The organism is Allosphingosinicella deserti, assembly GCF_003012735.1.
GTDB classification, from domain to species: Bacteria; Pseudomonadota; Alphaproteobacteria; order Sphingomonadales; family Sphingomonadaceae; genus Allosphingosinicella; species Allosphingosinicella deserti.
Genome location: NZ_PXYI01000006.1, coordinates 1 through 13,960, shown reverse-complemented (window position 1 = coordinate 13,960; position 13,960 = coordinate 1). Strand labels below are relative to the sequence as shown.

10 protein-coding genes are annotated in these 13,960 nt (G+C 64.6%); 5 read left to right on the top strand and 5 right to left on the bottom strand.

Features of this window, described 5'->3' with window-relative positions:
* Window positions 1-166 precede the first annotated feature (166 nt).
* On the top strand, window positions 167-1,288 hold the full coding sequence (locus tag C7I55_RS17630) for an acyltransferase family protein (protein WP_158266475.1): 1,122 nt from the start codon (window positions 167-169) through the stop codon (window positions 1,286-1,288).
* Here C7I55_RS17630 and C7I55_RS17625 read toward each other — a convergent pair.
* Entirely contained in the window at window positions 1,233-2,405 is a 1,173-nt protein-coding gene (locus C7I55_RS17625; RefSeq protein ID WP_158266474.1) for an acyltransferase family protein, read from the bottom strand. The genes C7I55_RS17630 and C7I55_RS17625 overlap by 56 nt on opposite strands.
* 307 nt (window positions 2,406-2,712) lie before the next feature.
* On the opposite strand from C7I55_RS17625, the gene C7I55_RS17620 reads away from it, so the two are divergent.
* The 4 genes from C7I55_RS17620 (at window position 2,713) to C7I55_RS17605 (ending at window position 7,365) form a co-directional block, all read left to right on the top strand.
* Window positions 2,713-3,282 carry a polysaccharide biosynthesis/export family protein gene (locus C7I55_RS17620; protein ID WP_233222275.1) on the top strand — a complete coding sequence of 190 codons (570 nt, stop codon included), beginning with the start codon at window positions 2,713-2,715 and terminating at the stop codon, window positions 3,280-3,282.
* A 50-nt stretch (window positions 3,283-3,332) separates the two neighbouring features.
* The gene (locus tag C7I55_RS17615; protein WP_106514341.1) at window positions 3,333-3,836 is read left to right on the top strand and encodes a hypothetical protein; all 504 of its coding nucleotides are present in this window, start codon (window positions 3,333-3,335) and stop codon (window positions 3,834-3,836) included.
* Window positions 3,837-3,902: 66 nt separating this feature from the next.
* Window positions 3,903-5,198 carry an outer membrane beta-barrel protein gene (locus tag C7I55_RS17610; RefSeq protein ID WP_106514340.1) on the top strand — a complete coding sequence of 432 codons (1,296 nt, stop codon included), beginning with the start codon at window positions 3,903-3,905 and terminating at the stop codon, window positions 5,196-5,198.
* A gap of 52 nt (window positions 5,199-5,250) precedes the next feature.
* Complete coding sequence (locus C7I55_RS17605; protein ID WP_158266473.1) at window positions 5,251-7,365, top strand: GumC family protein; 2,115 nt, start codon at window positions 5,251-5,253, stop codon at window positions 7,363-7,365.
* 626 nt (window positions 7,366-7,991) lie between these two features.
* Here C7I55_RS17605 and C7I55_RS17600 read toward each other — a convergent pair.
* From C7I55_RS17600 to C7I55_RS17585, 4 genes are all read right to left on the bottom strand, one after another.
* Complete coding sequence (locus C7I55_RS17600) at window positions 7,992-9,395, bottom strand: O-antigen ligase family protein (protein ID WP_106514338.1); 1,404 nt, start codon at window positions 9,393-9,395, stop codon at window positions 7,992-7,994.
* A complete protein-coding gene (locus C7I55_RS17595) occupies window positions 9,385-11,775 on the bottom strand; it encodes a WD40/YVTN/BNR-like repeat-containing protein (RefSeq protein ID WP_199192889.1) in 2,391 nt (796 codons plus the stop codon). Before C7I55_RS17595 ends, C7I55_RS17600 begins: the two co-directional genes overlap by 11 nt.
* Window positions 11,776-11,806: 31 nt before the next feature.
* Window positions 11,807-12,427 (bottom strand): WecB/TagA/CpsF family glycosyltransferase, encoded by a 621-nt coding sequence (locus C7I55_RS17590; RefSeq protein WP_199192887.1) that lies wholly within the window; start codon window positions 12,425-12,427, stop codon window positions 11,807-11,809.
* A 613-nt stretch (window positions 12,428-13,040) separates the two neighbouring features.
* Window positions 13,041-13,960: calcium-binding protein (locus tag C7I55_RS17585; protein WP_146151059.1), on the bottom strand; the 920-nt coding region annotated here is incomplete at its 5' end.

Genomic DNA, 13,960 nt, shown 5'->3' with positions numbered 1-13,960 from the left:
AGCAACTGCACAATTTTCGACCGTTCGTGTATCTCCCACGAGAGGACGAGTTATTCCGCAGCGCACAAAAATGCTCCATTTCGGTGCGAGTCCGCGCTACGACATGCATCGGGGGTCCAGCCGAGTGAGAGAGTCGCCGCCCGTGAGCACATCGAGTCCGACGATAATGACAGTTCCGCCCACCGGCGGCGCGGCGGTGCCGCGCCTCGATGGTCTGCAGCTCGGACGCGCCATAGCGGCGTGCGCCGTGGTGATCAGTCACGCCTCCGGTCACTACAGCGGAGGCACTCACGGAGCGTGGAACCTGCTGTCGACCTACGGTGTCACTCTGTTCTTCGTGATCAGCGGCTACATCATGGTGCTCACCACTGGACGTGGGACGTTCAGCCCCACGGCCTTTCTCAGCCGCCGCATCAGGCGCATCGTTCCCATTTACTACATCGCCAATCTTGTGCTTGCCGCGGCGACGCTTGCGGCTCCCGGAGCGTTCAAGCGGACGGTGTTCGACGGCTGGCACATGCTGAAATCGCTGCTGTTCATCCCCGCTTATGATCCGGCGGGCTCAGGCTATATCTGGCCTTTCTTCCGGCTGGGGTGGACACTCAATTACGAGATGTTCTTCTATCTGGTTTTCGCCTCGCTGTTCGCACTGGGCGTGGCGCAACGCGCATTCTGCGTCACGATCATCCTTGGAGGATTGATCCTGCTCGGCATCGTCCATCCCTTCACGGCGGCGATCCCCGCTTTCTATACGCAAGTGGCGACCATCGGCTTCATCTTCGGCACCCTGCTCGGCATGATCGCAGTTTATCGGCCGATCCGCCTGGGAACCGCCTGGATGTGGATCGCCCTGCTCGTGAGCTTCGTCCTGCTCGGCGTGATGGCCAGCATGTTCGAAGCGATCCGGCATGATCGCACCACCCAGCTCTGGCTTTCGATCGCCTGCACGCTGCACATCGCATTGCTGGTCTCCGTGATCGACGGCCGCGGCGTCTCGGTACCACGCCCCCTCCTCTACATCGGCGACGCGAGCTATTCGATCTACCTGTTCCACATGTTCGCGGTCGGAGCGGTCACGGCGATCGCGCACCGCCTGCCGGCGGCCCTGCTATACCCGGCGATGGTCGCGTCGGCCTGCTCCGGCATCGTGGCGGGGATCATCGTCTATCGATACGTCGAAGCGCCGCTCAACCGATTCTTCCGGTATCGGCGCCCTCTGTCGGCCGCGGATATCAGCGGTTCTGCCGCTGCCACGGAGCAATCCGGCGCCGCGACAACAGGGCGATAAGCGGCTTCTCGACAATCAGGTGGACGATCAGTCCGACCCCTGTCGCAAGCGCAACGAAGACGAAGAACAGCAATTCCGTTGGCAACGGCAAACGGAGCTTGGTGGCTGCTTCGAACGCGGTCAGCAGCACGCCATTGTGCGTGAGGTAAATGGCGAACGAGGCATTTCCGAGGAGGATTCCGATCCGTTCGATCCAGCGCGGCGACCGCTCGCAGACAATGCCGATCCAGACGATCACGCCGGCAAGCATCGTCCACAGGCAACTTCGCGCGAGCCCGACCGGCATGTCCATCGCTTCCACCAGGATCGTCGCGGCCGCAACCACCCCCAGAACGGTCGCCAGTCCGCCGACCCGCCGCGGCTGAAGCCATGCATGCCGCTTCAGATAAAGAATGCCTAAAAGGAAGCCGGCGCCGAACTGCAGATTGGCGCCATTGTCGCTGCCCATCAACAGGACATGAAGGAATTCTTCGCCGGTCGAACCGGCAGAAAGTTGACGCCCCGCGATCAGCGGCATCGACACCCCGACGATCAAAGGCGCGAGGAACCAGGCGCCGAGCAACCACCAGCGCTGCCTTGCGACCATCAAGGTGGCCGCGAACAAGGCGTAGAATATGAGTTCGTGACGCAGCGACCAGATGACGTTGGGTTTCAGCCCCCCGACCGGCCAGATGACCAGCGCGCGCAGCGCGTTCATCCATTCGATGTCCCGGGTCCCGACATAGGTGAGGATGTTGTAGCCAATCACGGCAAGCCAGAGAAACGGCATGATCCGCACGAATCGGCGCCAGGCGAAATCGCGGATCGTCAAACGCGCCCGCAGATCCCCGTCGAGCGAGACGATCGCGATGATGAAGCCGCTGATCGCGAAGAAGACGGTGACGCCGAACACGCCGGCTTCGCGGATGTCGAACGGACTCTGGTGAAAGTAGCGCGGGTAGCGCATCATCAGATTGGCGTGAGCGAGGATCACCAGCAACGCCGCGCAGCCGCGAAGCATCTGGATCCCGATCAGCAGGCCGGCACCAGCGGCCGCCGATGATTCGCCGGATCGACTCTGCTGCGGCGCAGCGATGGCGGCCCCACCTCCCGGGACCAAACCGACCTGATCTTTCACGCTATCCCCCACGCCGGACCCGCTGCGCCCGATCTCTCCACCCATACCATCGGACGTGCTCCTCTGCGCAAGGGGATTGAGGCCGGCTTTCCCTTAGGCGGGCGACACACGCCCGCTTAGCCGCGCTCCAAACCGGCGCCTTAACTTCAAACAACCCGGCCAGAAAGCAGGCACGCTCTGGCTCAATCGATCTTGTGTCTCGCAACGGGACGGTTAACGGCGCCTTGATCACAGCCGCCTCCTGCTGTACATTTCGCACTTGCACACAAAATCTCGCAACTGCACAATACAATTTTTAGGGGGTCCTGTGGCTTCTCGACTTCTCACCATGATCTGCTGCGTCCTGGCTCTCGCGGGCTGCTCGCCTTCGGCGGTCGTGTCTCCGGGCGAGCGAGTCGCGGCGGCCACTGCGATCGATGCCGAATATCGACTCGGCGTTGGCGACCGCGTGAAGATGAACGTGTTCAACGAAGCCGCGCTCTCCGGTGAGTTCGCGGTCAATGACAGCGGCAATATCTCGCTTCCGCTGATCGGCGACATTCCTGCGACCGGGAAGACCCCGGCCGAAGTCGCCCGGGTCGTGGAGACCAGGCTCGCCGACGGCTATCTGCGGGAGCCCAAGGTCAGCATGGAAGTGGCAGCCTACCGCCCCTTCTACATTCTCGGCGAGGTGAAGTCGCCGGGTCAATATCCGTATGCAAGCGGTCTTACCGTGTTGAACGCGATCGCCACCGCGCAAGGCTTCACGCCTCGGGCGGAGAAGAAGGTGGTGTTCATCCGCAAGTTCGGCACGGACGTCGAAGAGCCATTCAAGCTCACGCCCGACCTCAAGGTATATCCGGGCGACACGATCCGTCTGGGCGAACGCTTCTTTTGATAACGATAGGTCCCGAGGCCGCGTCCTCAGGGAAACAAAGGGGAATAGAGATGGATCGCAAGAACGTGTCGAAAGCGGCCGCAGCCGCCGTGCTGCTGATCGTGGGGATGACGCCGTCCGCGCAGGCGCAGGCGGTTCGCAAGGTTCGCCCGATCACTCAGGCGAACTGCCCCAAGCTGGCGACAGCGACGGTCCGGCGCCCCGAGGAGACGGCTCGCGCGGTCCAGCAGGTGGTTGCCGCCCTCACCCGTGAAGTCGGCGCTCTGTCGTCCAATGCCTCCAGCGAGGATGCAGAGGCTGCGATCACGTTCGCGCTCAGCCAGGTCAACGCTCCGTCGGACGCCGTCGAGACGGCGATCAACCAGTATTCCAAGACTCCGAACCTGTCGCGCAACGTTCGCCAGGCGCTCGCCAATTCCCGGCAGGCGCTGCTGGAGTGCCAGCCGGTCGGTACGGCGGGCCTGGGCCGCAGCGGCGGCGCACCGGCCGGCTTTGGGGCGTCGCCCGTGATCGGTGTCGGCGGTGGCGGCGGCTCGAACTACTCGACCGATTGAGCATCGACGCACCGCGGCTGCCGTTCGGCTGCACGTCCCCATGGCCTTTTCGATAAAGTGAGCGCGATGCGTCCCAAGTTCTTTCAGTGGCTTCTGTTATCCTCCGCGGTGCTCGCACCCGCCGCCCCGGCCATGGCGCAAACCGAATCGGGCATCATCGCCCAAGCCATCCCGTTCGATTACGACCGTGACCGCAACGTCAGCGTCACCGAACGGCCGCGGCCCGACTACGATGCTCTCGGCATTCGCGCCGGCGGCTTTCTCGTCTATCCGCGTGCGGAGGTCGGCACCGGATTCACCGACAATGTCTATCTTTCGGAAGGCAGCAGCGAATCGGACGGCTACCTGCTGCTTGCGCCCTCGGTTCGCGCGCAATCCGACTGGTCCCGCCACGCGTTGAGCCTGGCCGGGGGCGCGCAGTTCCGGCGCTTCTTCGACGCGACCTTGCGCAACGAGGATGCTTATTATCTGCGCGGTCTCGGCCGGGCCGATCTCGGAGATGCGCTGTCGGTAACGGCCGAGGCTCAGGCCGGCAAAATCTACGAAACGCCGTTTTCGAACGACGGCGAGGCGCTGATCACCGGCGTATCGAGTTACGTCTACAACATGCAGGGCCTTCGCGGCCAGTATTCGCTTGGCCGTGTCCGCACGACGCTCGCCTACGCACGAAATGAATTTGACTTCCGCGGGCTCACCAACGGCGGCACGCGCCTTGATCAGTCGGATCGTGACCGGATCATCAACAGCGTCGTCGGGCAGGTGCAATATGCTCTCTCGCCGAGCTTCGCGACCTTCGTCCAGGCCAGCTATTCCGACACGGAATATGACCGGAATCTGCTCAATGGCCAACCCAACCGGGATTCCCAGGGCTATCGCCTGATCGCGGGCGTCAACATGGATCTTTCGGCGCTGATGCGCGGATCGGTCGGGGTCGGCTACACCCACCGCGATTACGACAACGCGCTCTATCCCAACGAGGGCGGCCTCTCCGTGGAGGCGCAGGTCGAATATTTCCTGTCGGAGCTGACCACGGTGTCGGTGCGCGCGCAGCGCACGATCGAGGATTCCAATCTGAGTACGATCGGCTCCTTCTACAACAACCGGCTTCAGTTGCGGGTCGATCACGAGTTGCTTCGCAACCTGATCCTCAACGCGTCCGCAGATTACGCGCACCAGGATTATATCCGGTCCGATCGATCCAACGATGTCTATCGCATCGGCGGCGGCGCGCAATTTCTGATGTCGCCCATCATGAGCACGCGCCTGCGCCTCGATTATGCAAAGCGCGATCGAGACGGCACCGGTTTCCAGGGGTCGCTCAACGAATTTCGTGCAGACGTTTCGCTGGTGTTCCAGCGCTGACCAGGAGTGAGTTATGCTTATGTCGCGTCCCGGCACAGCACAGAGAATTGACATGGATGGAGCACCCGAAGTCGTCGGCTACGAGGCCCGTCTGGCGGACACATTGCGATCGCTTCGCGACATGGTTCGCCGCCGCTGGCTGACCCTGTTCCTGGTCACGGCGGCAGTGGTTGCAATCGGCGCCACCCTGATCATGCTGATGACACCGAAATTCGAGGCGGTCGCCCGGATTCAGATCGATCCCAGCCGAAACCCGCTTTCGTCCGCGTCCAGCGACGTTGCGAGTCTGGCGTCCGAAGCGATCGAAACCGAGGTGACCGTGCTCAATTCCGAGGAATTGGCGCGACAGGTCGTGAAGCAGCTCAATCTGCAGAACGATCCGGAGTTCACGCGCGGCATCAACCCGGCCGAGGGCGCTCCGCCGCTGAGCAATGAAGAGCGCATCAGTGCCGTTGCCGGGAAGGTCCAGCGGCAACTCACCGTCGGGCGCGACCGGCTGACCTATGTGATCAACATCCGCTTCAAGGCGAACGACGCCGACAAGGCGGCCAAGGTCGCGAACACCTACGCCGAGACCTACATCAACTCGAAGGTCGGCAGCCGAATGGGCACTGCGGAACGGCAGGCGGCCTTTTTCCGTCAGCGGCTCGAAGACCTTGGACGCGAAGTCCGCGCCGCCGACGAGGCCGTCGCCCAGTATCGGGCGCAGGCCGGCATCGTCGCGCAGGGGCAGGGCAGCACGACCATCGCCGATCAGCAGGTGGCGCCGCTTTCGACGCAGCTCGCGACGGCCGAGTCGGAAGCCGCAGAAGCACGGGCCAATCTGGCCGCCGCACGTTCCCAGATCGCCCGCGGCGGCCTCGACGCCGTTTCGGAAGTGCGCAGCTCCCCGGTGATCTCCGACCTGCGTCGCCAGCGGGCCGAGGTGCTCCGCAACATGGGCGAAGTCTCCGCGCGCTACGGCGACCGCCACCCCGAAAGCGTCAAGATTCGCGAGCAGCTGACGGGTCTCGACACGCAGATCAAGGCCGAGGCGCAGCGTGCCGTCGGTTCGCTCGAGGCCGCCGCGGGCGCTGCCCAGGCGCGCGCCGAAAGCCTCCGCGGAACTCTGCGCACGCTCGAGGGTCAGCAGGCGCGCAACACCCGCGCTTCCGCGACCGCCGAGAGCCTGGAGCGGGAGGCGCAAAGCAAGCGGGCTGCCTACGACAAGACGGCGGAACTCTCGCTGCAGAGCAGCCAGGCTTCGCGCAACGAGATTTCGCAGGCCACGATCGTCGATCGCGCCGTCTCGCCGATCAAGCCGACCTCGCCGAATCGCCCGCTGCTGCTCGCGCTGACGCTGATCGTTGCGCTTGCGGCCGGCGGCACCACGGTGATCGTACAGGAATTGCTCGTCTCGGGCATTCGGAGCGTCGGCGACTTCGAAGCTCAGTTCGGCATTCCGGTGCTCGCCGCATTGCCGCGGGTGAAAAGCGCCTCGCCGGCGGACCTGGTGGTCGATCGAAAGGCGTCGCTTTACGCCGAATCGCTGCGCATCGCCCGCGCTGCGGTGCTCGGCACGCGGGGCGTGACCCCGCCCAAGGTGATCGCGATCACATCGGCACTTCCTGACGAGGGCAAGACGACGACCTGCGCTGCCTTCGCACGCGTGTTGGCGCTCAGCGGTGGACGAACCTTGCTGATCGACTGCGATTTGCGCCGCGCGGCGATGCGGCTGATCGTCCCAGCGGGTGAATCTGCCGGTTTGATCGAGCTGCTCAACGGCAACGCGACGGCAGACCAGGCGGTGGTCAAGGATCGCGTCGAAAATCTCGACGTCATCCTCGTCAAGGCACCGCATTTTGCCACCGATGATCTGTTCGGTGCCGATCGCTTCAAGACCCTGCTCGGGGCGCTGGCGCCGCATTACGACACCATCCTTCTCGATCTGCCGCCGCTCGTCGGCCTTGCCGACGGACGGACTCTCGCAGCGATGGCCGATGCGACGATCCTGGTCGTGAAATGGGGCTCCACCCCAGCAGCGCCGATCGATTCGGCCCTGGGTTGGCTGCGGAGCGATGGCGCGAACGCCGTCGGTGCTCTGTTCACGATGGTCGATCCATCCGCCGAGGCTCTGGGCGGCATGTATTACTCCAAGAAGTACGGCTCTTATTATCAGCCGGAATGAATTCGGATCCGGCCGCGCAGGGGCGCGGCCGGCCATTCCGCGCACGCCTCCGCTAATCCGTTACTCCGGCTACGCCGCGATCGCACTGCTCGCGCTTCTGATTGTGCTTGCCGTGCTTTCGATACGTCAGGAGCTGGACGTCGATCGCTGGACGTCGTTACTGGTCCGCCAGCAGAGCGCCCTGGCGCGGGGAGAGCCGAGCCCCGGCATTCCCGTCGAGAACAATCTCGGTATTCCACGAGCCCAGCTGCTGCGCGCCATGTACCTCCTGCGTGCCGCGGAGGTCTCGTCCGATACTGGCGATGCGCGACGCCTTCGGAGCATTGCGAGGCGCGATCTCGAGGCCGCCCGCGCAGCCCGCCCGATCTGGGGCGATGAGGCGACCGTGGAGGCCTACGCCCGGACGTTGGAGAATCCCGTCTCGATGTCCGCAGTCGCAACCGCATTGAATGAGAGCTACCGAGGCTCACCCTATGTCAAGGACATCGCTCGCTGGCGGATCGAGACCGGCTTGTGGTGCTGGCAGTTTCTCCCGGGTCCCGCGCGGGACCGACTTGTCGCGGAGGCCATCTGGTACGTGCGGCTGCGGCCGCACGAGCGCACAACGATATTCCGCCTGATGCGCGTCAGCCCAGCTTACCAGCCGTTCCTGCTGACTTGGCACGCAGTCCGATCCGAGGATTCCGATTGGGGCCGCGACCGGGCGCCCACGCCAGCCCCGCCACGAACATCGCAAGGCTGACCATACCCGGCACGTCCAGCACGATATCGATCATCGAACAGGCGAACACGACGAACAGGGCAGCCACCAACGCGTCCGAACCACCGGCCCAGAGGCTCCGCCTGCCCTGACCGACGATTCCTGAGCCGACCCAGCCAGCGGCAAGACAGATCAGGAGCAGATAGGGCAGCCCCCCCTGCAGCAGCAGCTGCAGGAAGAGGTTGTGCGCCGAATTGACCATCCAAAGCGCCTGCGCGGTGCGCGGATCGGGCAGGGCATATGCATTCAGGATCGGGAACACACCGAGGCCGTAGCCGTGGAGAGGCGCTGCCTCGACCAGCCCGGCGTAATGACGCCACATCAATACTCGCAGCGCGAACTCGCTCGATGCGAGCGCCAGCCGGTCGAGCACCAGATCGGAGAGACCGAACAAGGCGACGAGGCCGACGACCGCCGCGGACACCGCCAGCCCAAACCAGATCTCCGCGCCCCGTCGTCGCAGGGTCCGCCATAGCGGCAGCAGCACCAGCGCAACGACGGCGGCGGCGTTGGCGGAACGCGAACCGGTGATCACGCAGGCGCCGATCAGCATCGTCAGGGCCGCGGCATAGCCGCAGAACCGAGCCAAGGCCGCTTGCGATCTGGCCCGCGCAAAGCCTCCGCTCGGCCTTGCCTGGATCAGACGCGCGAAGGCGAGCACGGCGAGCATCGCGAAATAGACGCCGGCAACATTGGCATTGCTGAGCGTGCCCGTGAACCGCGCATCGGGCCGCTCGCGCCACAGCTCGAAAGCAAGATCGGCGCCCCAGGCGCGCAGAGCGAGCCCGACGAGAGCGTTCAAGCAACCGAACAGGATCAGCGCATCCATAACGTGGCCAAGATTCTGCCGCCGCGCTGCAATTCTCGCGCCGCACAACAAGGCGGTCACGTGCGCCGCCAGCCCGAGCAGCGGCGGTGTCATCAGATCCGGGGCCAATGCTGTGGAGCCTCCCCAATTGGGAGCCCAGGCCGGCAATGCCGCCCACGCCGCGCCCGCGCCGACCAGCACGATCACCGGCACTCCCTGGCGCCAGAAGGAGGCAGGGGCGGACCAGAGCGCCAGCAACAGGATCAGCACGCCGGCCGCGAGCATGCACGCAATCGCATTGCCAATGCTGCTGTTGAGGCCGTTGAAGGTGATGCCGAGGCTGAACACCAAAGCGGCACCGATCCCCGCCGATGCGCTCGGCGCGGATGCGGCTTCACGCGCCGGTACCCGCACCATCGCCCGGGCGGCTCGTTGCCGACCCGTCATCATCTCATCGGACACGATAGCATTCCCGTGTGGGCGTCACAGCCGCGGCCCCGCACGGCGCAGGCTCGCCGTAGATCCACCCGGAGCCCTTGAACCCAAGATAGACGCGCCCGAATACGTCGGGATCGGCACCGATGACACTGATCTGATCGAGAGAACCGAGCGGAAAAGCGCCGATTCGCTGCCAGCTGCGCGCTTCGTCCGTCGATCTCCAGATCCCGTACTCGCCGCCGATCCTGCCCGCCAGGAGAAGGGTCGGATAGCGGCTTCCAGCCGCCGCTTTGCCGAAGGCAATGTCGTCGACATGGTCAACCGCATCCAGCACGGTCCAATGCTGGCCGCCGTCGATGCTCCGCCGTAACCTCGTATCCTGCGCTCCATCCACGCCAGAGGTGAAGAACAGGTGGCCGGCCTTGCCGGGAACGGCCCGCAGCTTGGCGGCTGCGCTGTTCGCCGGAGCGATATCGCCCCGAAACACGCGCTGCCAGTGCACACCCCCGTCAGTGGTTCGCCAAAGGCCGCGGAGACCCGGATTGCGGCTGTTGCCGCTGTGGAAGAGGTAGAAGGTGCCCGGTCGGACGCGGTCCGCCGCCAGCACCTTGCGCTGCATGAACCATTGGCCATGGGTGCCGGTGAATGGCAGCTTCTCGCCCGGCAAAATCACCCGATTCCACGAACGCCCGCGATCCAGCGTGTAGTAAGCCGATCGGAAATAAGTCGGCATCCAGACGATGTTGTCGACGCTGTTCGAAGACACGGCGATCATTCCCATGGACATCCGCCAAGGATCGTTCCCGCGCGTGCCCGGCGGTTGCGGCAGGCTGGGGAACTTCGTCCAGGTTCTCCCTCCGTCGCTGCTGTAGCCGGCGAGAACGGCATCGCCATCCTCAGAGCAGCAGGACGTCCGCGTATCCGAAGCGTTGGTAACGATGAACCGGGGATCGGCCGGGCTCCAGTCGATCTGCTGCGCGGCGATCAGAACCCGTTCCCTGGGGCCGTACGTAGTCGAAAAGGCATTCAGATCGTCCTTGACGTGGATCCCGAAATCCCACGCTGCGAACAAAGGCGATCCGCCGGGCGGCTGAATGGCATCATTGGCGACAAGTTCCTCGATCCCGCGCACCTGGGTCACCCAGGTCATCGATCGCTGACCCTTGCCGAGATTGGTCACCATTGGTCCTACACCGGACGCAATCCAGAAGCGCCCCGTCACTTGGGGGTCCGCAACGATCGCGCCTGTCGCGACGTAACCGCTGTCGGCAACATGGAGCCATGGCGGATCGCCTTTGCCGACCTCGACGTCGCGCCCGACACGGTACCAGGATTCGCCGTCCGGCGTGCCCGCGAAGCTGCGTCCGCCCTGGTCGGTAACGAGGACCAGTCCGCTTTTCCGATCGATCGCGATGGTTGCATAGGCGCGCGGTGACAGGCCGGGCCGATCGCTTAGATCCTGCCAGCGATGGTCCCGGTAGCGCCAGATCTTGCGGGTTTCGTCATCCACGCCGAAAAAGCTGCCGTCCGCGGCGAAGCTGCCCTGCTTCAGGCGGCGCGGGCCTGGAGTCGCAGACGGCAGCGGCGCGAAGCGTGCACCTCCGTCGGTCGAGACATATGGGCCGTTGCCCGGCGACATCGCAAAGATCCGTCCTGCACCGCTGCCCCGTCGTTCGAACCAGAAGCTGGCGCCGGCGGTCTGCAGGCCTTGTTTCGGGCTGAGATCAGTGCCTTTCGGCAAGCCGGAGACGAGCGACCAAGTCGTGCCGCCATCGATGCTTCGCCAGGCGCCGTTTTCGGGAGATCCGAACAGCACGAGATCGGGGTTGGACGGGCTTACCGCCAGGAAGGGCCCGCTGAGGCGAAACTCTCCGTTGGCATCGAACGCCAGCCGTGTCGCACCGTCGAGACGACCGCGCTGCCACGTCTTGCCCTGGTCGGCGGATCGATAGAGTCCGCCCTTGATGGCCAGGTATATGCGCCGCGGATCCGACGGCGCGACGACGATCTCGTACACTCCGTCCGCCAGAGCATTCTGGCGCACTTCGGCTTGGGGCATCGATTGCGCGGTGACCAGCTGGCGCCAGCGATTGGCCTCCGGCTGCCACAGATAGGCACCGTAGACGTCGGCCCGGGCGACCATCGTCTGGCCGCTGTCGTCGATCGACATCCCGGTAATGAACCCGCCGCCGCCGATCGCCACCGGACGCCACAGATATTGTTCGCCGGGCACCGGGCGGCCGTCATGCGCAGCGGCGACCGGTGGGCCGGCAACCACGGGCGCGCGTGCGCCGACCACGAGAACGACGAACAACACCAGAAGAGCGGCCATCGAAAGCCCGATGCCGACGAGCACTCGCGCGCCGATGCGGCGCTCGGTGAGCCGACCGGCGAGCCGCACCACATAAGAAACGAAGCCCAGCAGCCCGGCCTCCTCAGCCGCGTTCCCGGCTTTTGGTCAGCAGATGCCAGACCGCCGCGGGATTGGTGCGCAAATAGCGAACCCCAAGTCGCGCGGGCTCCAGCATCGATCGATGCAGCCACTCGAGGCCCGCATTTTGCATCCACCTCGGTGCGCGTGGAACCAGGCCGGTATAATGATCGAACAGCCCGCCACAGGTACGAATCCAGCCCACCCCGGCGAGCGATGCACGGCGTCGAACGGCAAACGATTCCTGGGCTGGGCTGCCGAGCCCGAGCCAAAGCACGTCGGCACCCGTCTCGCGCACTGCCTCGCAGACCTCCTCCTCCTCGTCCGGGCGAAAGTAGCCGTGCCGAGTTCCAACGATCTGGATGCCGGGATGCAGCGTCCGGAGTCGCTCGGCGGCGCGTTCCGCTACGCCCGGCTTGCCGCCAAGGAAATAAAAGCGAAGACCATTCTTGATGGCGATCTCGCAGGCATCGTGGATGAAATCAGTTGTCGCCACCCGCTCGGGCAAAGGACGCTTCCAGAGCAGCCGCGTGGCCAGGATGAGCGGCATGCCGTCGGGGTCGATCACGTCGGCGGCGTCGATCAGCGCTGCGAAACCCGGATCGGAATGATAGCGCGCGATCACCGAGCCATTCGATGCGACGATAACCCGAGGGACGGACAGGAGACCGGCACGAGCATCCTGCACATCTTCGAGCATCATCTGAGCGAGTTGAGAACGGGTTACTCGAGCGGTCTGTATGCCGCCAAGTCGCGCCCGAAGAATAGGATCGGATCGCTTCAACCCAGTCGCCTCAACAATGGGCCGATACACGGCCGGATACGCCATCTCACAGGAGGCATCAGAGTTTTCGCTCATGGACCTCAACACCCCAAAGGCCCGTCAAAGCAACGCTCCCCAACCCCACCCGGAGCCCGCGCGACTGGCGCGCGATGCAATTTCTTATCACCCTGTCGACGCCCCCGCTAGCCTGTCGCCCCGCATCCCTTCAACGGTTCGTCGACGAGAATGCTCCACGCGGGACTCAGGACCATGTCCCACCGTGGGACAATGCCCTACCTGCGAGACGGGGGAAAGGGCGACAAAGTGCCGGGTCGGTGATCCGGGGCGGCCAAAGTCCAGGGTGCCGCCACACCGGGCGCCGAAAGCCTGATCGTCTCAAGTCGGAGCGCAAAGCTTCGACCTGAGACGTGAATCATTCTCTGGACCGATGAGGAGCGCCCGGCGCAGCTCTCGGTCAGAACCAGAAGTCGGCAGCGTTCAACTGGTGGCCGGCCTGGGTGACGACGGTGATTGCCAGGTCGGCAACCCGGTCGCCGTTCGTATCGGCTTCGACGAACCAGGTTCCCGCTTGCGACACGTCGGCGAAGGCGCGGAGTTCGCCGGCCGATCCGCTGAACTTGGCGGCGCCGACGAAGCGGAAATCCTGATTACCGTTCGCCGCATTGCCGTCGGCGTCGATCGGATTGAGGGAAATCCTGTCGCCCAGGGTGAAGTCGCTTATCACGTCGCTCTGGCCCCGGGCCGAGTCGCTGGCTGAACGATAGACGAACATGTCGTTGCCGAGACCACCCTTGAGGGTGTCGGCGAAGGCGCCGCCATCCAGCACATCGTCGCCTGCTCCGCCGTCCAGGACGTCCTTGCCGCTCACGCCGTACAGAATATCGTTCCCGCCGGCTCCGGTGATCCTGTTCTGCATGCCGTTGCCCGTCAGCACCTGGCCGGTGCTGGAGGTGCCGGTGAGATGTTCGATATTGGGGATCAGGGTGAAGCTGGCCGCAGCCGTGCGCACCTCGTCGGTTCCTGCACCGATGCCCTCCGTCAGGACGTCGCCCGCATCGGCGAAGTAGAGATCGTTGCCCGCGCCCCCGCGGAGCGCGTCGGCACCCATGCCGCCGTCGAGGATGTCGTTGCCGGCGCCCCCGTCGAGAGTGTCGTTGCTGACCCCGCCGGTGATCAGATTGGCGAGCGCATTGCCGATGAGCGTCTGCCCGACGCTCCCGGTGCCGGTGAGGTTCTCGAGATTATCGACGAGGGTGAAGCTCGACACGCTCGTGCGCACTTCGTCGATGCCCGCATTCGCCGCCTCGATGATGCTATCCAGGCCGTCGGTGAGATAGATGTCGTCGCCGAGACCACCCTTGAGCGTGTCGGCAA

Coding starts and splice junctions, on each gene's coding strand:
- C7I55_RS17630 (WP_158266475.1), top strand. CDS start 167: ATGACAGTTCCGCCCACCGGCGGCGCGGCGGTGCCGCGCCTCGATGGT.
- C7I55_RS17615 (WP_106514341.1), top strand. CDS start 3,333: ATGGATCGCAAGAACGTGTCGAAAGCGGCCGCAGCCGCCGTGCTGCTG.
- C7I55_RS17610 (WP_106514340.1), top strand. CDS start 3,903: ATGCGTCCCAAGTTCTTTCAGTGGCTTCTGTTATCCTCCGCGGTGCTC.
- C7I55_RS17605 (WP_158266473.1), top strand. CDS start 5,251: ATGGATGGAGCACCCGAAGTCGTCGGCTACGAGGCCCGTCTGGCGGAC.